The sequence below is a fragment of the Bombilactobacillus sp. ESL1197 genome (assembly GCF_058107145.1).
On sequence record NZ_JBYLTY010000004.1, the window covers coordinates 45,345 to 68,054 of the forward strand.

12 protein-coding genes and 1 pseudogene are annotated in these 22,710 nt (G+C 40.4%); 11 read left to right on the plus strand and 2 right to left on the minus strand.

Annotation, left to right across the window (positions count from 1 at the left end; genetic code table 11):
* Positions 1-178 precede the first annotated feature (178 nt).
* The 10 genes and pseudogenes from AC3B6B_RS08035 (at position 179) to AC3B6B_RS08080 (ending at position 18,474) form a co-directional block, all read left to right on the plus strand.
* Positions 179-1,684, plus strand: a complete 1,506-nt coding sequence (locus tag AC3B6B_RS08035) for an ABC transporter substrate-binding protein/permease (protein ID WP_489758137.1) — start codon at positions 179-181, stop codon at positions 1,682-1,684.
* Positions 1,671-2,429, plus strand: coding sequence for an amino acid ABC transporter ATP-binding protein (locus tag AC3B6B_RS08040; protein ID WP_489758138.1), 759 nt, complete (start codon positions 1,671-1,673; stop codon positions 2,427-2,429). Before AC3B6B_RS08035 ends, AC3B6B_RS08040 begins: the two co-directional genes overlap by 14 nt.
* A gap of 10 nt (positions 2,430-2,439) precedes the next feature.
* A complete protein-coding gene (locus AC3B6B_RS08045) occupies positions 2,440-3,582 on the plus strand; it encodes an ArgE/DapE family deacylase (protein ID WP_489758139.1) in 1,143 nt (380 codons plus the stop codon).
* A 404-nt stretch (positions 3,583-3,986) separates the two neighbouring features.
* On the plus strand, positions 3,987-5,108 hold the full coding sequence (locus AC3B6B_RS08050) for a 5-methyltetrahydropteroyltriglutamate--homocysteine S-methyltransferase (RefSeq protein ID WP_489758140.1): 1,122 nt from the start codon (positions 3,987-3,989) through the stop codon (positions 5,106-5,108).
* A gap of 56 nt (positions 5,109-5,164) precedes the next feature.
* The gene (locus AC3B6B_RS08055) at positions 5,165-5,464 is read left to right on the plus strand and encodes a glycine cleavage system H family protein (RefSeq protein ID WP_489758141.1); all 300 of its coding nucleotides are present in this window, start codon (positions 5,165-5,167) and stop codon (positions 5,462-5,464) included.
* A gap of 138 nt (positions 5,465-5,602) precedes the next feature.
* Positions 5,603-6,964, plus strand: coding sequence for a threonine/serine exporter family protein (locus tag AC3B6B_RS08060; RefSeq protein WP_489758142.1), 1,362 nt, complete (start codon positions 5,603-5,605; stop codon positions 6,962-6,964).
* A 278-nt stretch (positions 6,965-7,242) separates the two neighbouring features.
* Positions 7,243-7,527: pseudogene (locus tag AC3B6B_RS08065) on the plus strand (transporter substrate-binding domain-containing protein); the annotation flags it as partial.
* A 423-nt stretch (positions 7,528-7,950) separates the two neighbouring features.
* On the plus strand, positions 7,951-9,387 hold the full coding sequence (locus tag AC3B6B_RS08070; RefSeq protein WP_489758317.1) for an amino acid ABC transporter substrate-binding protein/permease: 1,437 nt from the start codon (positions 7,951-7,953) through the stop codon (positions 9,385-9,387).
* On the plus strand, positions 9,384-10,121 hold the full coding sequence (locus tag AC3B6B_RS08075) for an amino acid ABC transporter ATP-binding protein (protein ID WP_489758143.1): 738 nt from the start codon (positions 9,384-9,386) through the stop codon (positions 10,119-10,121). Before AC3B6B_RS08070 ends, AC3B6B_RS08075 begins: the two co-directional genes overlap by 4 nt.
* A 175-nt stretch (positions 10,122-10,296) precedes the next feature.
* Positions 10,297-18,474: a mucin-binding protein gene (locus AC3B6B_RS08080; RefSeq protein WP_489758144.1), complete on the plus strand. Its 8,178-nt coding sequence runs from the start codon at positions 10,297-10,299 to the stop codon at positions 18,472-18,474.
* A 106-nt stretch (positions 18,475-18,580) separates the two neighbouring features.
* On the opposite strand, the gene AC3B6B_RS08085 is transcribed toward AC3B6B_RS08080, so the two are convergent.
* Positions 18,581-19,756 carry a hypothetical protein gene (locus AC3B6B_RS08085; protein ID WP_489758145.1) on the minus strand — a complete coding sequence of 392 codons (1,176 nt, stop codon included), beginning with the start codon at positions 19,754-19,756 and terminating at the stop codon, positions 18,581-18,583.
* 175 nt (positions 19,757-19,931) lie between these two features.
* Here AC3B6B_RS08085 and AC3B6B_RS08090 point away from each other — a divergent pair, with 175 nt between their 5' ends.
* Positions 19,932-21,134, plus strand: a complete 1,203-nt coding sequence (locus AC3B6B_RS08090) for a metal-dependent hydrolase family protein (protein WP_489758146.1) — start codon at positions 19,932-19,934, stop codon at positions 21,132-21,134.
* 115 nt (positions 21,135-21,249) lie between these two features.
* Here AC3B6B_RS08090 and AC3B6B_RS08095 read toward each other — a convergent pair whose 3' ends face one another.
* Entirely contained in the window at positions 21,250-22,656 is a 1,407-nt protein-coding gene (locus tag AC3B6B_RS08095; RefSeq protein ID WP_489758147.1) for a basic amino acid/polyamine antiporter, read from the minus strand.
* Positions 22,657-22,710 lie beyond the last annotated feature (54 nt).

Here is a 22,710-nt window from a genome sequence, read left to right on the forward strand (position 1 = left end):
TCTCATCAATTAATTACGTTTAAAAAATGTAATAGGTGATTGATTGTTACTGCGGTCTAATGATAACTTTGGAACAATAGTTTCAAAGTTATTTTTTTAATTTTAATTTTAATTAAAATCTTGCAATTTTTGCTTATTATTTTATAATGTGAGTTATTAAATAAAGGAGGTATTATTTATGAACAAGCATAAGTCTTGGTTACAAGTATTAATTGTAATTTTGACGGTCATTTGGGGAGGATTGACGGCGACCACACAAGCGCAAGCCGCGGGAACAAATGGTCAAGTGCAAGATGACTATTTGCAAAAAGTGCAAGCTAAAAAAGAGCTAGTGATGGGAACTAGTCCTGATTTTCCACCATATGAATTCGTTAAAAATATTCATGGCAAATCAACAGTTGTCGGAATGGATGTCGAAGTCGGTCAAAAAATTGCGTCGGACTTGGGTGTGAAATTAGTTATTGAGCGGATGGATTTTGATTCGTTGTTGGTGGCTTTAGAGACTGGCAAGGTTGATATGGTCATTTCAGGTATGAATAACACGCCACAACGGGCGAAGAGTGTGGCTTTTAGCAAGGATTATTATCAAACAGGGCAAGATTTATTAATTCGGCAAGCTGATGTACATAGGTATCATAATTACCGATCATTTTCAGGCAAAACTATTGGCGCACAAACAGGTTCTATTCAGTATTCATTGATTAAACAACAAGCTAAAGCTTCGAAACTCAAAGGCATGGATAAAGACAATGATTTAGTTTTGGCGTTGCAAACACATAAGATTGACGCAGTGGCAGTTGATACGGCAACCGCTAAAGCCTTTGTCAAAAATACTAATGGTTTGGTTCGGATTCCTTCGGGTTTTAAGATTTCGTCAGCGGGTTCTGCAATTGCTTTTCCTAAAGGGGCCAATTCTTTAGTACAAGCAGCCAATAAATCCATTGATACGATTCACAAGGATAATTTAATTAATAAAGTCTATTTACCCAAAGTTGGTAAATATATGACCAATAATAAATCTAAGAAAGCCAAGCAAAAAGCTAACTCCATGTGGGCTTATAAAGATTTCTTTGTTGCTGGTGTGGGTTATACCTTAATGATTTCCGCAATTTCGGTCTTCTTTGGGTTCTTATTAGGAATCATCTTAGGTTTAATGCGGTTAAGTCAGAGTTCTTGGGCGCAAAAGTTAGCAGGAGCTTATATTGAATTTGTGCGGGGCACACCGTTGATGGTGCAATTACTGTTTATTTATTTTGGTTTAGGTGTGGTTGTTAATATTCCCGCTTTATTATCGGGAATTATTGCGGTTTCGCTAAATTCGGCAGCTTATGTGGCTGAAGTGATTCGTTCCGGTATTAATTCGGTTAATGTTGGGCAAAGAGAAGCTGCCCGTTCGTTAGGAATGTCACGGGTTTTAACCATGCGGTATGTCGTCTTTCCACAAGCAATGAAAAACATTTGGCCCGCTTTAGGTAATGAATTTATTTCTTTGATTAAGGAAAGTTCGATTGTGTCTGTAATTGGAGTTAAAGATTTAATTTATCAATCGCGTTTAGTGCAGGCGGATACGTATCGTGGCGTAATGCCTTTAGTCATCACCATGATTTTGTACTTTATCATTACGTTCAGTTTGTCGCGTTTAATGAAATATTTTGAAAGGAAAATGGGCCATGGAAACGACTAAACAACAGCCAGTTTTGTTAGCAACGAAACAATTAACAAAAGCATTTGGCACCAATACAGTGCTCAAAAATATTGATTCACAAGTACACGAAGGTCAAGTAATTTGTTTAATTGGACCTTCAGGAGCCGGGAAAAGTACCTTTTTAAGATGTTTAAATTTATTGGATCAACCAACTTCGGGGGCGGTCCTTTTCAAAGAGCAAGACTTAACACAGTTAGCGGATAAACAGCTGGATCAGTTGCGTCAGCAAATGGGGATGGTTTTTCAGCAATTCAATTTGTTCCCTCACATGACAGTTTTGGATAACTTGACCTTAGCACCGCTGAAAGTTAAGCAAATTTCAGAAACGGCAGCGACTGCGAAAGCACAAGAACTGTTAGAACAAGTAGGTTTGAGTGATAAACAAACGGCCTATCCGGCTAATTTATCAGGGGGCCAACAACAAAGAGTGGCCATTGCGCGGGCCTTAATGATGGATCCGCAAGTGCTACTTTTTGACGAACCTACGTCGGCCTTAGATCCCGAAATGGTGGGCGAAGTTTTGAAAGTAATGCAGGATCTGGCTCAAAAAGGAATGACGATGATTGTCGTTACTCACGAAATGGGTTTTGCCCGTAACGTTGCTGATCAGGTTTGGTTTATGGCCGATGGTGGCATTCAAGAGTCTGCTACACCAGCACAATTCTTTCAACATCCTCAAACTCAGCGGGCACAGGACTTTTTAGATAAGATTTTAGAGTCTTAGGGGTTATTTTATGGAACAACAACAAGCGTTAAAAATTTTAACTGATTTAATTGCAATCGAGACCGTTGATCAAAACGAAAGCCAGGTCGCCGACTATATTGCACAGTTGTTTCAGCCGTATGCCGATCAAGTAGCAATTCAACGCGTTAATTTTGCTCCGGGACGCGATAACTTATTAGTTACAATTGGACAAACCGGACCGATTTTGGGTTTTAGTGGTCATGAAGATGTCGTTGCAGCTGATGCTCATGCTTGGCAAACGCCGCCTTTTGCAGGAACTGTTCGTAATGATAAAGTTTATGGTCGCGGTGCGAGTGATATGAAATCCGGCTTAGCAGCAATGATTGTGGCCATGCTTGATTTATTAGCGGCCAAACAGCCGTTGGCAGGACGAGTCCGACTATTAGCCACAGTTGGTGAAGAGACGGGCGAATATGGTGCAGCTCAATTAGTCAAGTTGGGTTTAGTCGATGATTTATCCGGACTAGTTATTGGTGAGCCATCCAATTTGCAGCTGGAAGTTACGCATAAGGGCGTCATTGATTACTGTGTCACTTCACGGGGAAAGGCGGCTCATGCTTCGACACCAGCGGCGGGCAAAAATGCGATTTGGCCATTAATAGACTTTGCCCAAAAAGTGCAAGCCTATTTTGCACAAGCTGAGCTAGCGGATCCTATTTTAGGTAAAATGACGCATGTTCTGAGCCAAATCCAGGGCGGTGAACAGATTAACTCCGTCCCCGCACAAGCAAGTTTAACGGGAAATATTCGGACAACGCCGGCTTACACTCATGAACAAATTTATCAATTTTTAAATGAGCAAATTCAACAATTAAATGCTCAAGGGGCCGATTTAACCATTGAGTATCGTTATCCGGAGTTACCGTTACCGGATCAATCGCAAAGTAAATTAGTGACTATAGCCCAGTCTGTTTTACAAAAGCAACTGCATTTGCCAGGCGAAATCATCGCCGGTCAAGGAGCAACTGAAGCTTCAGAATATATTCAAGTTGGTAAATTTCCGATTGTCATTTGTGGTCCAGGTGAAGGAGTGAGTGATCACCAAGCTAATGAATGGGTCAGTGTCCAAAATTATTTGTTAGGCTGCCAATTTTATCAAGCTTTGGCACAAAATTTTTGGCAAATGAATTAAAAATAGCACTTCACAATAGTTGTTGTGTTAAGTTTCATTACTCAGAAATTTGTTTTCTGCTTTTTAAGAAAAAGGTTGACAAAAAGTTGTTGCTGTTTTAAAGTTGCAATAATTAAAAATTGCTGAGAAAAGATGAGTAAATATCACGCTAATTTAGAGAGTCACGGTGGCTGAAAAGTGATTTAAAACGGATATTGAAGATGGTCTGGGAGCAATCTCAAGTTTAACTTGCGGTTAACAACTGATAACTTGTTTCAGTATGAAAGGTACTGATTAAGAGTAGTATTGTGAGATACTGCTAAAAAAAGGTGGTAACACGCTAAGTGCGTCCTGCATGAATTCATGTAGGACGCTTTTTTGATTTTCGCCAAGGCCGATTTCGCAGTAATCTAAGGAGGATAATTATGAAACAACAGGTTAATCCATTAGCAGCATTACATTATGATATCGTCGGTAGTTTTTTGCGCCCAGCAAATTTAAAACAGGCGCGCCAAGCTTTTACTGAACACAAAATAAGTGCCCGGGATTTAAAACAAGTTGAGAATCAAGCGATTATTGACTTATTAAAGCAAGAGGCGAATTCGGGCTTAAAAGTTGTGACGGATGGCGAGTTTCGCCGCAGTTGGTGGCACTTAGATTTTTTCTGGGGATTAAATGGTTTACAAAAGGCTCAAGCGCAAACGGGTTACCAATTTCATGGTGAACAAACTCGAAATGAGACCGTTAATCTGAACGGTCCGATTAGTGGAGAACAACATCCGTTTGTGGAGCACTTTAAATTTACGCAGGCGCACACGCCGGATAATTTATTAGTTAAGCAAACCATTCCAGCACCGAGTCAATTATTAGCGGAGTTAAGTCGACCAGAAAATCAGGATAGTGTGCGGCAGTTTTATCCTCATGAGGACAAATTATTGCAAGCTATTACAACTGCTTATCAACAGGTTTTAACAGATTTAGCGGCAGCAGGTTGTCAGTTAGTTCAGTTTGATGATTGTTCTTGGGGGCAGATCATTGACTGGACGCTGCATCAAACGCAAACTCCAGCTCGTATTGCCCAAATTAAGCAACAATTTGTCGATTTGAATAATGCAGTGATTGCTTGTGCTCCGTCAGAGTTAACTATTAATACGCATATTTGTCGTGGTAATTATCATTCCACTTGGTTTGTGTCCGGGGGTTATGAGAGCGTGGCAGATGTTTTATTTAAAAAAGAGCAGGTTCAAAGTTTTTATTTAGAATATGATACAAAGCGAGCTGGCAGTTTAGAAGTAATTCAAGCTATTCCAGCAGATACGCGCGTGGTTTTGGGCTTAGTGACGAGCAAGTCGGGGCAATTAGAAGACAAAGCCCAATTAATTCAACGGCTGCAGGTGGCTAGTCAGTATCATCCATTAGAAAACTTGGCTTTGAGTCCTCAATGTGGTTTTGCTTCAACTGAGGAAGGAAATATTTTAACCGAACAACAACAATGGGCTAAAATTCAGCTGCTTCAAGACGTGGCGCATGAAGTTTGGGATGCGTAGTTTAAAAAGAGCAGTATAATTAAAATATGTTTAATAAAGATGATGGAGGCAAGCAAATGGATAATGAAGAAGCGGATTATTTTTGGCAGCAAAAGCTAACTAATGGGCATACACGCGTTGGTTTGGCGCCTAAAGGACAAGAGGAAGTGGGAAGTGTCGGGTTTGTTGATTTGCCGCAAGTTAGCGAATTAAACGTCGGCGATTTCTTACTATCAGTGGAGAGTGATAAAGCAGTGACGGAATTGCATACGCCCTGCGCTGGCCGAGTTGTTCAGTTTAACCAAGCTTTGGTAGAGCATCCAGAATTGTTAAACGAAACTGATCAGCAGCATAATTGGATTGTAGAATTAGCTTAAATTAAAAGCTTAATGGTTGATCAATTTTGCTACTTAAAAGTCTCACGACTGGTAGAAGCATTTTACTGAAAATAGGTATGCTATAATGAAAAGCAGTTGATTAAATTTTAAATTGTACAAAAAAGGTTGGCGAATTTAGTGCCTAATGATAAAAAATTACAACCCCATTTTCATTTAGCTGCGAAAAATCATATGGATATTCCCTGGTCCCGAGTTGTGGCACAGCATTTAAAGCAAACTGCAGTCAATGCTTCCTTGATGGAAAAAGCTACGATTATTGGACGAGTGGGCATGATTATGTTAGCTTCCGGTACGGGAGCGTGGCGTGTGCGCGACTCAATGAATACGATTGCGCGAATTTTAAAAGTGACGTGTTCAGCGGATATTGGTTTGGTTTCGATTTCGTACAGTTGTTTTGATGGGCAAGATGAGTACCGCAGTGTGACAGAAGCTTTATCGCTAGCTAGCAGTGGGGTAGATACGACTAAATTAGCAGCCATGGAAAATTTTGTAGCGCTTTTTGAAGAAGAAGGCGCTTTTTTAAGTGTTGGCAAAATTCATCATTTACTGGATAAAATTCAACAGCGACCCAAAAATTATTCTCCTTTGATATTGGGGCTAGCCGCGGCAGTAGCTTGTAGTGCCTTCGTCTTTTTGTTGGGCGGTGGTCCAGTCGAAATGTTTTGTACTTTTGTCGGGGCTGGTTTAGGTAATTATGTCCGGTCGTTAATGAATAGTAAGCATTTAACACTCTTTGCAGGTCTAGCAGCAGGGGTAGCGGTGGCTTGTTTAACTTATTTAGTCATTTCCAGAACCTTAGAATTTAGTTTGCATATCAATGTGGCACATGAAGCGGGTTACATTGGTTCGATGTTATTCGCTATTCCGGGATTTCCGTTTATTACCAGTGGTTTAGATATTGCTAAATTGGATATGCGCTCGGGCATTGAACGCTTTGTCCATGCTGTCACGATTATCATGGTCGCGACCTTAGTCGGCTGGATGGTCGCCTTAGCCAGTGACTTACGGCCCGATAATTTTGTGCCCTTAGGGTTGAATCCGTGGTTGTTAGCAGTGCTTCGGTTTCCGGCCAGTTTTTGTGGAGTGTTTGGTTTTTCTGTGATGTTTAACAGTTCCAAAAAAATGGCGACTCTGGCCGCTTTTAATGGCGCCATTGCCAATACTTTACGCTTAGAATTAGTTGATTTAACCACATTGCCGCCCGCTGCGGCCGCTTTTGTTGGGGCCTTAGTGGCCGGTTTATTAGCATCAATTATCCATAAAAAGTTTCATTATCCGCGGATTAGTTTAACCGTACCTGCTATTGTAATTATGGTTCCCGGTTTATATATGTATCGAGCAATGTATTATTTAGGCGTCGGTGCGATTTCACAGGGTTCTCAATGGCTATTGAATGCGATGATGATTGTCATCTTTTTACCACTAGGTTTAATCTTAGCGCGAGTCTTGATGGATTCTGATTGGCGACGGGCGAGTTAAACTCAAAAGTGCAATTTTTTCAAGAATGGGGTTAATTGGTCTAGACTAGCTCGGCGCGTTTGCCTATTCTTGAGCGGATTTGCGGGTAAATAAATGACAACTTAATTATTTTAGAGTAAAATTATGACTTAATATTTATTATGCTGAAGAAGCGTTAATGGTGTATCATTAAACTTTAATTTAGAATAATTTAGCAAAGGAGATGTTGAAGTAGTTACCACTGAGTCTTTAGGAATTAATGGAGGGTTTAAATTTATTTAATAAATGGAGTGATATTGATGAAAAGTCATTTAAAAACACTAAGTAGTTGGTTAGTGTTGATATTTAGCTTCTGGACATGCTTTAGTCTTACTAGTCATCATGTCCAGGCTAAGACCTACCAAATTGGAACCGACGTTACTTATCCGCCGTTTGAATTTGCAAACGATCAAAATAAATATATCGGCATTGACATTGATATTATTAATGCCGTCGCTAAAGAAGAGGGCTTTAAAGTCAATACCAAACAAGTTGGTTTTAATTCTGCTGTGCAGTCCGCACAAGCAGGACAGTTGGATGGTGTCATGGCCGGAATGACAATTACTCCGGAACGACAGGCCAAGTTTGATTTTGGAACCCCCTATTTTAAAACTGGGGTTGTCATGGCTGTTGGTAAAGATAGCTCCATCAAAGATTTTAAACAGTTAAAAGGCAAACGAGTAGCGATTAAAACAGGAACAGCGGCTGCTCAATACGCTACGAAGCTGAAGAAGCGTTACGGCTTTAAAACAGTCACGTTTGATGATTCTAACAACATGTACCAAGACGTTGTAACGGGCAATTCGGTGGCCTGTTTTGAAGATCAACCAGTGATGCAATATGCGATTAATCAAGGTATGAAATTAAAAATTGTTACCAAACCAGCGCAAGGTGGTTGGTACGGTTTCGGTGTGAAAAAGGGTACGCATCAGGAATTGCTCCGGCAGTTTAATGCCGGCTTTAAAAAGATTAAGGCTAATGGAACCTATGACAAAATTGTGGCCAAGTATTTGGGCGGTAAGACGCACTCCGCAGTTAAAGGTCAGACTTTTACCATTGGGACTGATGTGACTTTTCCACCGTTTGAATTTGCCAATAAAAATAATCAATACGTCGGTATTGATATTGATGTTGTCAAGAAGATTGCTAAGGATCAAGGCTTTAAGGTAAAGATCAAACCGCTGGGCTTTAATGCTGCTGTGCAAGCCGTTGAATCTGGCCAAATTGACGGGGTCATGGCCGGCATGTCAATTACACCAGAACGTCAAGCCAAATTAGATTTTTCCGATCCGTATTATCATTCTGGGGTCGTCATGGCTACTTCGGATAAGGGTCGAGTAACTAGTTTGAGCCAGTTACGTGGTAAAAAAGTAGCAGTTAAGACGGGGACGGCTGGTGCGCAATACGCTAATAGTATTAAACACAAATATGGTTTTAAGACAGTCACGTTTGATGATTCCAATAACATGTACCAAGATGTGTTAACTGGTAATTCGGCGGCTTGTTTTGAAGATCAGCCAGTCATGCAATATGCGATTAAAAAAGGCACTAATCTGAAAATTGTTACCAAGCCGGCATTAAAAGCACCGTATGGTTTTGCTGTTAAAAAAGGCCAAAATCAAGAATTACTGAAAGCTTTCAATCAAGGCCTAACCAATATTAAGGCTAGTGGTACCTATGATGATATTAAAGCTAAATATCTTGGTGGTAAGGCAGATAAAGGCGTTGCTAAAGCAGGAGCTGATCGTGAAGATCGAAGCTTTATTGGTTTGTTAAAACAAAATAAAGGTGCGCTGTGGTCCGGTTTTGTTGAAACCATGTGGTTAACCGTAGTTGCCATTATTTTTGCAACAATCTTTGGCGTCATTATCGGTTTATTAGGTGTTGTGCCAATGAAATTCTGTCATTGGATTTCTAGTACAGTGATTTATCTGTTCCGGGGCATGCCGCTATTAGTCTTGGCATTATTTATCTATACTGGAATTCCTAGCTTAACTGGCCAAAAAATTCCCGCCTTTTTAGCTGGAACGATTACGTTAACCTTAAACGAAGGCGCGTATATTGCCGCTTTTGTTAAAGGCGGAATTGAAGCAGTCGATGTGGGACAGATGGAAGCGGCTCGTAGTTTAGGTTTGCCATTTGGTAAAGCAATGCGTAAAGTTATTTTGCCGCAAGGAATTAAGATTATGATTCCGTCATTTATTAATCAGTTTATTATTACGTTAAAAGATACGTCCATTTTATCTATTATTGGAATTTTGGAATTAACCCAAACCGGAAAAATTATTATTGCTAGAAACTTAGAAGGCTTTAAAGTTTGGACCATTATTGCGATTATTTACGTCGTTGTAATTACTCTATTAACTTGGTTATCTAATTGGGTGCAAAGGAGGACACAAGGATGAGTACCAAAGTCGAAGTGAAAAATTTAGTTAAAACCTACGGCACTAATGAAGTGTTAAAAGGAATTGACTTAACAGTTCAAGATAATGAAGTTGTGGTCATCATTGGTCCTTCTGGTTCTGGTAAGAGTACGCTTTTACGGACACTCAATAAGTTAGAAGAACCAACTTCAGGTAGTGTTTTAGTTGATGGTATTAATATTGCTGATCCCAAGACGAATATGAATCAAGTGCGGGAAAATATTGGGATGGTTTTTCAGCATTTTAACTTGTTTCATAACTTAACTGTGGGCCAGAACATTATGTTGGCGCCAGTCGAATTAAAAAAGCAAACCAAAGAACAAGCGCAAAAGAGTGCCCAACAATTGTTAGAAACGGTCGGTTTGTCCGATAAATTTGATGCGACTGTGCAGTCTTTGTCAGGTGGGCAACAACAGCGAGTGGCGATTGCCCGCGCTTTGGCGATGGATCCGAATGTCATGTTATTTGATGAACCAACCTCAGCACTAGATCCGGAAATGGTTGGGGACGTTTTGGCAGTTATGAAAGATTTAGCCAAAAGAGGAATGACCATGATTGTGGTGACGCACGAAATGGGTTTTGCCAAAGAAGTTGCCGATCGGGTAGTCTTTGTGGATTCGGGTAAGATTCAGGAACAAGGCGAACCCCAACAAATTTTTGAGCATCCACAAAATCAACGTTTGCAGGACTTTTTAGATAAAGTTTTGAATGTTTAAAAATAAGATTTAAAAAATTAATACTATATTATTAGCCAACTTGGTCTAAAAAAAGATCAAGTTGGCTTTTTGTTCACAAGCGTTTTAATTTTATTTTGGGTGGAAACGCTATATTATGAATGCGTATTAAGAATGTTCTTATTTTTTGAACAATAGACATAATGGAGGCTGGATGATGTCGAAATATACAAAATATACGCAAGACCAAAAAGTTCATTATAAAATGTACAAAGCTAAGAAGCACTGGGTGTTTGCAGCAATTACGACGTCAACTATTTTCTTGTTTGGCGCTAATTTAAATAATATGACAACGCAAGCAGCAACCGTAAGTGGTGATGATGCCAAAAGCGTCGATCAAGTACTGGCTAGCAGCAATTCTGATAGTTCTACTTCATCTGTTACACCATCGGTGCCAACCGAGCAAGAAAAGCCTGCTCCAGTGGCGCAAACGCCAGCATCTGCCACTCCTATTGCTGAATCTGCTGCGACAGTTAATTCAAATACAACAACTACTAATCAAATTCCGGCAGCAACAGCAGTTCAGTCGAATAATACAGTTCAGTCAACTACTAATTCTACAACTAATAATCAAACTGCTATTCATGAGCCAGTAACTACTACTCCAGCAAGTTCAACGGCTGTACAGTCGAACGCCACTAATTCTTTATTACGTAGCACTACTGCAACATCACCCCAACAAGTTTCCTATCAAGATGTTTTACGAGATTCGGGGATTGACCAGAATGGGATTGCCACCGTTACCAAAGATAATTTCTTAGATTATTTTGATTACAGTGGTAGTGGTTCCTACGATCCAAGTACCGGTTTGTTTACTTTTACACCAGATGATCGTTCTCATGTCGGTAGTTTTAGCTTAAAGAAAAAGATTGATTTAAGTAATGACTTTTCGTTAAGTGGCAAAGTTCGTTTGGGCGATAAGCCCAGTTATTATGGTGGTGCTGATGGTGTCAGCTTTGCCATTCATACTGGTAATACCGATGATATTGGAGCCTTTGGTGGTAACCTCGGGATTGGTGGTTTACAAAATGCTTTTGGCTTTAAGCTAGATACTTATCCAAATGAAGATTATCAAGCCCCCGATCCAAGTAATTCTGATAATGAGTTTGGTTGGGATGCTGATCAGCCAAATGGTTATTACGCTTATGGTGCCTTTGTCACGACTTCTTTTAAAAATGTCAAAGGAACTGATGGTAAAGATTATCCACGTTGGTGGGCTACTGTTGACCAAAAGTCTGTTCAAGGTTTGGCCGATAATAATTTAAATAATTCGCTACATGATTTTACGGTAACTTATACCGCTAGCACTCGTGAATTAAAAATTACGTTCAAGACTACTAATGGTGTCACCATGGTTTGGACGAAAGACATTCCAGATACCGATATGTATCGTTCAGTATCCTTAATGATGGCGGCTTCGACAGGTTGGAATACGAACTTACAAGAATTCCAAATTGATCAATTTAAATTCAAACCTGCCCAATTTGTCAATTTGAATTATGTTGATCTGAACGGTAATCCTATTGGCAAAGGAACAGTTTCTCAAACAGTTACGATCAGTGCAGATGGTAAGACTTATACTGCCCAAGAACCGCCAGAGATTGCGGGTTATCAATACGTAGCTGTAGATTCCACGGGACTGCCAAAAACCGGAACTTTAGACAGTAGTACGAGTGGTAAGACGGTTACTTATGTTTATAAACCCGTAGCACAATCCGGCCAACAAGTCATTACTGATCAAGATAATTTAGTAGAAGGTAGTAATTTACCAGGAACCAGTGTTGCGGCCCCCGCAGAAGCTTATAAATCCAACTTAGTTGTCCCAATTACGCGGACGATTAATTATTTAAATGGTGCAACTAATCAATCAATTGCGCCTACTGTGACGCAAACTGTTAATTATTATCTCTCAGCAGTTGTGAGTGATGATGGAACTTTTTTAGGCTACGATACTAATGGTGATGGCCAAGCGGATACGAAAGATAAAAACCAAGCATTGCAGACCATTGGGGCAGCAGGCTCGACAACGAATCCTAATGCTAAGAGCTTTGCGGCAGTAACTTCACCGAATGTTGATGGGTACAATGCGCCCAGTCAAGCGGTGGTAGAACAAGCCATTGCGCGCCAAGAAGATGAACCATATGATGTTGATGTTTATTATGTTCAATCTAAGCTTCCCGATACTGGTTTAGCAATGGTGACAACTGGCGATGATTTACCCGATACAGTAAAAGCTGATGATTTAGTAGACACCGTTCATCGTACCATTCATTATCAAGATCAAGCTAAACCGGGGATTCCGATTAGTCCGGATGTTGTCCAACAGGCTGATTACCAATTAACGGGAGTCATTGATAAAGGGAATAATGATCAATTCTTAGGTTATGATACCGATAACGATGGCAAAGCTGACGTCTTGTTAAGTGATTTTGCTTCTACTGCTGACGCGAAAGACGCGGCGGTGACGAAAGTCGCTAAAAACTTCCAACAACAAGAATCTCCAAGTGTATCAGGTTATTCCACTCCAGATCAACCATTTGTGACTGCTAGTTCGGCTGTGCCTGGAACAAAAGATGTGACAGTTTATTATTCTAAATTACCAGTTTTGAGTGAAGATACAATTCAAGCAAACGCTGCAATGGATTTACAACCGGGGTATATTGTTGATCAAGATGACTCTGATAGTCCTCAATGGCCACAAGAAGCCATGGCAAGCAATTTAAGAAAGAAAATTACGCGCACGATTAATTATGTTGATAAAGATACAGGAGCTCAAGTCTCTAAGCCAGTCACGCAAATTATTGATTACCAGGTGATTGCACAATTTACCGAAGAGAAGACTGACGGTAAAGTTACCGGCATTCACTTTGATGGTTACGTTTTACCAGATGGTTCTTTAACCACTGATAAGCAGACAGCTATCAATCAGAACTATCCACAATCATTAACGGCAGCAGCTGTTGTTTCGCCGAACTTAAGTGCGCAAGATTATGGAACTCCCGATGTGGGCACTGTAGCAGCTGTAGCAATTCCTTATGATAGTAGCGATCAAACTGTAACAGTTAACTATACGAAAAATCGCTTTATCCCAGTGAAGGATTCTGCTAATGCGAAGGGTGATACACCAGTAGAAACTGACAGTTCGGTGAAGATGCCCGAAGAAGCTTGGAAAATTAACTTAACGGGTAATGTGCAACGGACAATCAATTATGTAGTACCAGCTGATGATCCAGCTGCTTTGAGTGAGATCAAGGAGGCTTTAGGTAAGCAAGAAGAACCTGATGGTAGTGTCGGTGTGCCATATCTAATATTAACTGATGATGATGGTAATACGGTCGTTTCAGTGCCGCAGTTGGTGGATTATCATTTAACAGCCGTGGTAAATGCGAATACTGGTGCTTTTGTTGGCTATGATACCGATGGCGATGGTAGTACCGCCGAAACTAAAGATAAAAAAGCTGCTGTCACTTCCTATATTAATCAAAATCAGCGTTCATTTTATGCTCAACCAACACCAACGGTTGCAGGTTATACACCTGATCAAGCAACTGTCGCTGCTACTGACGCAAATATGGATAATTTGACCATAACCGTCAAATATGCAAAGAATCGTACGATTGCCATTACTGGTGGTGATCAAACTACTGATGATTTAATTGAACCTGGTAGTCAGTATAAGGTTCCAGAAGAAGCTACAGGGGCTAACTTAAATGGTACAGTATCTCGGAATATTATTTATGTCGTCCCGAATAGCGATAGCGACAAGGCTTTGAATGAAATAACGTCGACTTTAAATAAGCAGATGGAAGCAGGTGGTAGTACACATATTCCTTATCAAGTTTCAGGTGACAAAACTACAGTTACAGTTCCGCAGTCAGTTAATTATCAATTAACTGGTGTTGTGGATGCCACTACCGGTGAATTCCTTGGCTATGATACCACAGGTAAGGGAGTGGCAGATACTCAGGATAGAGATACGGCGATTGCGGCTGCGTTAAAAGATCGGACTTTCTATGACCAACCAACCCCGACCGTAACTGGTTATACTCCAAGTACGAAAGAAGTAGCTGCGAGCCGTGATACAAAAGATATTAAAGTTTATTACACTGCAAATGATTTGATTCCGGTTAAGGGTGCAGATTTAGCTAATGATGCTACGACCATTGATTATGAAGGCACAACGATTACTTTGCCAGATGAAGCTAAGCCAGCAGTATTGAATGGAACTGTTAAGCGTACTATTCATTATAAATCCAAAGATGGCTCCAGCTTGCCTGACTCAACGGCTGCGAACGATCAAGTTCAGACTATTGAGTATCATTTAACAGCAGTTGTGGATTCCACCGGTGCCTTCATGGGTTACGATACAACTGGTGATGGACAAGCTGATACGCAAGATAAAGATTATGCGATTGATGAATATTTAACAAAAAACAAGAGTGAGTTTGCAGCGGTAACCTCACCAACACAATTAGGCTATTCAGTAGATACACCAACTGTAGAAGCAAGTTCAGCAGCTAATGCTACTCCAGATGTGATAGTCACTTACACTAAGAATCGGACTTTACCGATTTCTGGCGGGGCAGCTCATAGCGTAGGGCAACCAGTGGAACCAGGTAGTAAAGCAACTACGCCAATAGAAGCTACGAAGGATAACTTAACAGGGAACGTGACGCGGACGATCAAGTATGTCATGGCTGATGGTAGCCCTGCAGCAACGCCAGTGGTTCAAGTGGTACCGTACAGTTTGACGGCCATTGTGGACTTTACCGGGGCTTTCTTGGGCTATGATACCGACGGTGATGGTAACGTTGATATTGCAGCTAATGCTACTGATGCTAAGAACGAGGCTATTAAAAAGGCAATTAGTGGTCGAACTTTCTATGAAGCTCAATCGCCAGAAATTGCTAATTATACACCTGATCAATCAGTTGTTGATTCAAAAGCTGCCAATTTGGATGCTGAAACCGTCACAGTCACTTATACACCGCAAGCAACTGTTACGATTAAAGATAGCGATAATCATGATAAAAATACGCCATTGCAAACCGGCAGTAACTTACCGACACCGGCGGCTGCTTGGAAGGAAAACTTGACTGGTTCTGCCAAATTGGTAATTAAGTATGTTAAAGCTGATGGTACGGAGGTTGCTGCAGAAAGTTCGCAGGAAATTCCTTATCATTTGACGGCGATTGTCAATGCTGTTACGGGAAAATTTATTGGTTACGATACTGATACTGATGGTAAAGTTGATACCACGAACCAGCAAGATGCTATTCGGCAATCATTTGGAGATAAGACTTTTACTTCTGTAACTTCGCCAACCGTTACTGGCTATAAACCTGATAAAGCAGTGATTGAAAATGTTGCACCGGTCTTAAATGGTAATGCTGATAAAAATGCTGCCGGTGACGCTGCTGCTAATCAGAATACTTTAACAGTGACCGTCACTTATACGCCTGATAACATGGCAACTGGTACAATCCCAGTAACTGCTGGTGATAACGCTAATGGTAATACCCCAGTAGGTGATAGCACTACGTTGAAAATGCCACAAGAAGCATGGGCAAGTAATTTAACAGGTGAAACCACGAGAACTATCAATTATGTCAAGAGTGATGGTTCTCAAGTAGCTACTCCTGTTACTCAAAGTAAGACTTATCAGTTAACAGCAATTGTGAATAAAGCTGACGGGACTTTCTTAGGTTATGATACAACTGGTGATGGAGTGGCTGATACGAAAGATAAGACAACAGCGATTGCTGCTGCCATTACTCAAGATCAATTTGCTGCAGTAACTTCACCAACAGTTTCAGGCTATACACCAGATCAAGCTACAGTGGCAGCAGGCACGCAAGCCGGAACAGTGACGGTAACTTACACTGCTGATGGTACAACTCCACCTGAAGAAAATGATACGATTCCAGTGACAGCTGCTGATAATGCCAATGATCAAACACCAGTAGGTGATAGCACTACGTTGAAAATGCCACAAGAAGCATGGGCAAGTAATTTAACAGGTGAAACCACGAGAACTATCAATTATGTCAAGAGTGATGGTTCTCAAGTAGCTACTCCTGTTACTCAAAGTAAGACTTATCAGTTAACAGCAATTGTGAATAAAGCTGACGGGACTTTCTTAGGTTATGATACTGATGGTAATGGTAAGGCTGACACGAAAGATAAGACAGCTGCGATTGCTGCTGCCATTACTCAAGATCAATTTGCTGCAGTAACTTCACCAACAGTTTCAGGTTATACACCAGATCAAACCACAGTAGCCGCAAGCACACAAGCCGGAACAGTGACGGTAACTTACACTGCCGCTGATAATGGTGGCGGAACTACACCGCCAGTAACGGATACGACTTCAGTCAAAATTAACGGTACGGCCACCAGATCTGTTTATTATGTCATGAATGATGGTAGTTTAGCTCCGGATTCACAATTACAAACGAAAGATTATAGTTTAACCGCGATTGTTGATAAAGCGGGTCAATTGTTGGGTTATGATACCAACGGTGACGGCTCAGCTGATACGACTGATAAAGATGAAGCTATCAAAATTGCTTTATTTATGGTACCGTTTGATGCGATAGATTCGCCAAGTGTTTCTGGTTATGATCCAAGTCAAACTACGGTTGCCGCAAGTAATGACCCTAATGATATAGTTGTTGTTTATACAAAGCCGGGCACCGCCCCAGCAACAGGAATTACTACTGTAACTATGCACGGTACTGCAACAAAGACTATTAGTTATGTCATGAGTGATGGAACTACTGCTCCAGTTGCTAAGCAAGAAAGCCAAGCTTATAGTTTAACGGCAATTGTTGATAAAGCAACGGGTCAAATTAAGGGCTATGATACTGATGGTAATGGGTCAACTGATACCACTGATAAGAATGTGGCAATCAAAACAGCTTTGGCAAAGACCCCATTTGCTGCAATAACATCGACACCAGTTTCAGGTTATACTCCAAATCAACAAGTTGTGGCTGCAACTAGTGATCCTAGTGATGTTATTGTTCTTTACACTAACGATGGCGGCTCAGTTACTCCACCCGAAGAAACTGGTACGATTCCAGTAACGGTTGCTGACAATGCCAATGCACAAACACCAGTCGGTGATAGCACTACACTGAAGATGCCACAAGAAGCTTGGGCAAATAATTTAACGGGTGAAACTACAAGAATCATTAATTATGTCAAGAGTGACGGTACTCAAGCAGCTACTCCTATTACCCAAAATAAGACTTATCAGTTAACGGCAATTGTGAATAAAGCAGATGGTAGTTTCTTAGGCTACGATACTGATGGTAATGGTACAGCTGATACCAAGGATAAGACAGCTGCGATTGCTGCTGCACTTGCTAAGGCTCCATTTGCTGCAGTAACTTCACCAACAGTTTCAGGCTATAAGCCAGATCAAGCTACCGTAGCGGCAAGCACACAAGCTGGCACCGTGACCGTCACTTATAAAGCTGATAATAATGGTGGTGGAACTACGCCAACTGTACCTGATAATAACCAGCCAAGTGACAATAATTCTGATAATAATAGCAATGACATTATTGTTGTTAAACCAAGCGATAATGTTAAACCAGGTCAATCAATTGACAGCAATAATCCAAGCGTTGTTTGGCCGACAGGAACTGCGCAAGAAGATCTGCAAAAGACAGTTACGAGAATTATTAAGTATCAAGATCAATATGGTAATACTTTGAGCTCACCAACGATGCAGCAAGTTGTTTATCAAATTGCTGCTGTGGTCAATAAAACAACCGGTCAGCTGTTAGGTTACGATACTGATGGTGATGGTCAAGTTGATACCCAAGATTTAACTGCAGCGTTTGCCAAAATCAATCGCACGCAAAACTTTGCTACACAAGTAGTGCCAGATTTAAGTAATCAAGGTTATGTTCCAGATACTCAAGTTGTTGCCAGTGCAGTGGCTGATACTAACGATCCGGATGTGATTGTGGTTGCTAACTATCAAAAGACTGCTTCAGGTAATGATTCAACTGGAAATACTCCAGGTAATAACACTACAGGTGCCAATAGTAATGGACAAACTTCAGATTCTGCGGCAACTAATCCTAATGGAACGATAACTGGCAACCAGCCTGCAGCACATAATCTACAATTTGATCCGAATGCATTATCCGGACAGAATTTAAAGAAAGCACAATCTGCTGCTCAAAATAAATTACCACAAATGTCTGATGATCAACAACAAGACCGCACCGTGTCATTATTGGGATTCGGATTGTTAGGAACATTATTAAGCTTCTTTGGTTTAGCAAATAAGAAGCGAAAAGATGAAAGGGATGAATAGTTAAAAGGATTATTAATAAAGGTTAACTGAAAAATGCTTCATAGCTAGTTGGAAATTTAATCAACTGCTATGAAGCATTTTTTAACTTTTTAATTGTGAATTGTAGTTATAACATCTTTAAGAACACAGAAGCGATAATGACTGAAGCCACCGAAACAGTGGCAAAACCGCCCACTAACATTTTGGGGAGCATTTGGTCATTTAAAACTGCTTCTTCCTTAGGATTGGTAGCTAATTGACTACAAATTTCAGTAGTTAAAATATAATCAGCGGGAAAACCGAATAAGGCAGTTAGAGAACAAGCAAAGGCCATCGCAGGACTCATCTTAAATGGTTTGGCTAAAATCCAAGATGCTAAAAACATTCCTAAAAGACCTAAAGCAATTAACACAATGATTTGTACTAAAACGCCAGCGATAATTTTGGGTGTGGTAATACTTAATTGGGAGAAAATATAAGCTAATAATCCATACATTAACCATTGAAAGACGCCGGCTTTGTTTAAAGCATTGTCTTCCAAAAAGCCTAATTGATGAGCAATTACGCCAAAAATTAAGCAAATAACATTCGCATTAATCGCGTTATGAATTAACATGCTACAGCCATTGGCTAATAGGGCGACAATGAGCACCCGCACAATAATAAAAGCTGAAGTTTGATAATCACTTGGAATGCCGAGCACATTTTTGGGAGTTGTTGAAGTATTCGCATTTTGCGTTTGCTGTGGATCAGCAATATTGCCGGCCCGGTACTCTTTTAAAACGCGCCGACCTTCTTTTTTGAGCATGACAGAAGTTAATGGATAGCCCACAACTGAATGTAAGACAAACATGGCTACTGGTAAAGTGACTAAAGTACTAATGCCCGCAGCTTTTAAGCCATTCGTCATTAATAAAGCGGCAACTAAACCACCAGTTAACGGTGGAATAGCAGCAACCACGGTGCGCCAATCAAAAATAGCAGTGCCGACAGTTAAGGTTAAAGCAATAACACCGATGGTTCCTAATAAAGCAATACAAACCGCGCGCCATTGTTGTAATAGTTCTTTTAAATCCATTAAAGTTCCTAAATGTACTAGTAATAATGAGATGCAGATATTGGCAAAATTAGTGTTGAAAGAAGCTTTAGCAACAATATCTTTAGGCAAAATTGTCCAAAAGCCAATCACAAATAAAATGGCGGTAATAAAGACGGATGGTAAATAAGACTTGGTAAATTTGGAAACCCATTCTCCAACTAGTAAAAATAACATCACAATGCCTAAAGCAACTAAAGAATTCATTGATAAAGCCCCCTTGTATTTTTGTTTTAAAATTAATAAAAGCAAATCTAATTAATTTATTTTTAATCATAAAACGACAATATAAAAAATTCAAGCGTGACTTTATGCGATTAACGTGGTAAATTACAATGTATAAATATTTAATTGTATTTTAATTAAAAGGGAGGGTTCTTTAATGACAACAGTCTATAAAAATTGTAACTTGTTTGTGGGTACTAAAGATGAAGTATTGGCGAATGCCTGGTTTGAAGTGGATGACCAAGGTAAAATTACACAAACTGGAACGGGTACGGCACCTCAAGCTCAACAAACGGTTGATTTAGCGGGTCAATATGTAATGCCGGGAATTATTGATGTGCATACACATATTATGATGGATCCAAATGACGGCGATATCTCATTCGTCAATGAAACGGATGCAACTGTGGCGGCTTTGCAGAATCTACAAGCATTGTTAAGAACAGGTGTCACTTATATTCGTGATTGTGGTTGTGTCTTTGATGTTGATATTAAATTAAACAAAATCGCACAAGCTGGCGTCTATCAGATTAAGGGCCCGAAGATTTGCCCGTCAGGACGACCAATGTCGATGACTGGTGGTCACGGAGATTTTCAAGAAGGAACGTATGGTGAAAAGAACTGGGGTTATTTAACTGATTCGCAAGATGAAATGCGTAAAGCTGTGCGCACCGCATTTAAACATGGTGCTAAAAATATTAAAGTGATGGCGACCGGTGGGGTAATGTCACCGACGGATCAAATTGATGATACGGAGTTGAGTTTGGCAGAAATTCAAACTGCGGTTGAAGAAGCTCATTCTAAACACATGACTGTCGCAGCCCATGCCGAGGGACGTCAAGGCATCCATAACGCGATTGTTGCGGGAGTGGATTCCGTGGAACACGGTTCTTATGTGAGTGATGAAGACATTGAGTTAATGTTAGAAAAGGGAACTTTCCTAACGCCAACCTTAATTGCTGGTTATACGATTCCGACCTATGGTCAGGGCAAGTTGCCCCAATATATGCTTGATAAAGCGAGTGCTTTTTTAGATGATTATTTTGCTAATATCGGTAAAGCTATCAAAGCTGGTGTGAAGATTTCTTTTGGAACCGACTCAGGAACGCCATTTAATGATTTTACGGATGTCCCAGTAGAATTTCAATTAATGACGCAAGTCGGCGCCACGAATTTTCAAGCATTGCAGGCAGCTGGTCAATCCGCGGCCCAATTGTTGAAGATTGACGCAGAGTATGGAACTTTGGAAGTTGGTAAATATGCGGACTTTCTCGTTTTGAAGCAAAATCCTTTAGCTGACATTCAAGCTATTGCCCAAAAGGATAAGCAGGTCTATCAACAAGGGATCCGCCAATATTAAATTCAATGAAAAATAGGCTAAAGCATTGTGTAGTCGGCTTAACAAGCAGTGAATCAAAGTTCAACTGCTTGTTAAAACTAATTGCAGATGCCATAGCCTATTTTTGTCTAATTAATTACAAAATTAATCGGTGAAAACTAACCAAAACTAATGCCAGTAAACCAATGATAGCTAAACTGGTGGTGCCTACGCGTTCGCTCGGAGATAAGGGAGTATTTAATTCGTGATGGTTAACATGATAGTATAAATAAATTCCGGGCAAATAAATAATGGTGCAGACTAGTAAATATTGTAGTCCGGATAAAGTAATCCCGACAATTTCAAAGCTGATGGTTCCTAAGCCCAAACAACAGGTCCGCCAATTTTTTTGTTGCCATGAAAACTTGATTTCAAAAGCGGCGACGATGATGTAACAAACAATTACTGCCGCGGTACTTAAACTATAAGCTAATTCGTAAGCTTGGTCAGTAAAGAGCAGGGTTAATAAAAAGATTTGTACCATTAAGCCGGTGACAATTAACGCTAAAGTCGGCGCTTGATGCCGATTCTTTTTGCCCAAAATTTGGGGCAAGAGATGATGCTGTGCCATGGTGCTGAGAGTTTCAGCCGGCAACATGGTCCACGAAATCCAGGCACCAAAAATGGAGATTAGAAGGCCAATACTAATGAAAGTTCCGCCCCAAGGGCCCACGATTTTTTGAAATAAGTAAGCCATCACCGGTTGCTGCGCATGAATTAATTGAGCTCGACTAAAGTAACCATAAGGTAAAATGGAAGCTAGAATATAAATCAGCAACAAACAGCTGACACCAATAATTGTTGCTTTACCAGCGGTTTTTTGACTTTTAGCGCGTGAAGACAATACGGTCGCACCTTCAATTCCGACAAACAACCACATCATAATCATAAAACAGCTTTTAATCTGGGGAGCAACACTACTCCAGACCAAATTGTTGTGCAGATTACCCCAAAACTGAGAACTAAAGACATGGGTATTAAAGATGAGTAAACATGCCACAATAAAGGCGAAAATAGGGATGAGTTTACACAGGGTAATTAAGGAATTAATCAAGGCAGCATTTTCCACGCCTTGATTCACTAATAACGTCAGTAACCATGAGCACAGGCTGGCTACTAAAATTGCCGGCCAACCGTTGGCTTTTTGAAAAATGGGAAAAAAATAGCCCAGGGTACTCATGAAAACGGTTGAAAAAGCTACATTACCAAGCCAACCGGACATCCAATAGCCCCAACCACTGATAAACCCCCAAAAATTGCCAAAGCCAGATTGACCATAACTAAAGATTCCCTGTAAATCGGGCCGCTTTTGTAAGAGATCGTTGAGAGTCATAGCTAATAATAAAATACCACCGCTAATGATTAACCAAGCAATTAATGCTGGACCGGGGGCGGCCGCTTTGGCTAAATCACTACTTAAGGCAAAGATTCCCGAACCAATCGCAGTAGTGACAACCAGCGTTGTTAAGGTAAAACCGTTAATTTTTTTTGCTTTATTTTCCATGAAAGCAATTTCTCCTTAATACTATTTCAAATGATGAAAAGTTGATTGATCAAT

Bases quoted from the DNA above. Each gene is read 5' to 3' on its own strand.
- AC3B6B_RS08045 (WP_489758139.1), top strand. From the start codon at position 2,440: ATGGAACAACAACAAGCGTTAAAAATTTTAACTGATTTAATTGCAATC.
- AC3B6B_RS08080 (WP_489758144.1), top strand. From the start codon at position 10,297: ATGTCGAAATATACAAAATATACGCAAGACCAAAAAGTTCATTATAAA.
- AC3B6B_RS08050 (WP_489758140.1), top strand. From the start codon at position 3,987: ATGAAACAACAGGTTAATCCATTAGCAGCATTACATTATGATATCGTC.
- AC3B6B_RS08035 (WP_489758137.1), top strand. From the start codon at position 179: ATGAACAAGCATAAGTCTTGGTTACAAGTATTAATTGTAATTTTGACG.
- AC3B6B_RS08085 (WP_489758145.1), bottom strand. From the start codon at position 19,756: ATGAATTCTTTAGTTGCTTTAGGCATTGTGATGTTATTTTTACTAGTT.
- AC3B6B_RS08055 (WP_489758141.1), top strand. From the start codon at position 5,165: ATGGATAATGAAGAAGCGGATTATTTTTGGCAGCAAAAGCTAACTAAT.
- AC3B6B_RS08090 (WP_489758146.1), top strand. From the start codon at position 19,932: ATGACAACAGTCTATAAAAATTGTAACTTGTTTGTGGGTACTAAAGAT.
- AC3B6B_RS08075 (WP_489758143.1), top strand. From the start codon at position 9,384: ATGAGTACCAAAGTCGAAGTGAAAAATTTAGTTAAAACCTACGGCACT.
- AC3B6B_RS08095 (WP_489758147.1), bottom strand. From the start codon at position 22,656: ATGGAAAATAAAGCAAAAAAAATTAACGGTTTTACCTTAACAACGCTG.
- AC3B6B_RS08040 (WP_489758138.1), top strand. From the start codon at position 1,671: ATGGAAACGACTAAACAACAGCCAGTTTTGTTAGCAACGAAACAATTA.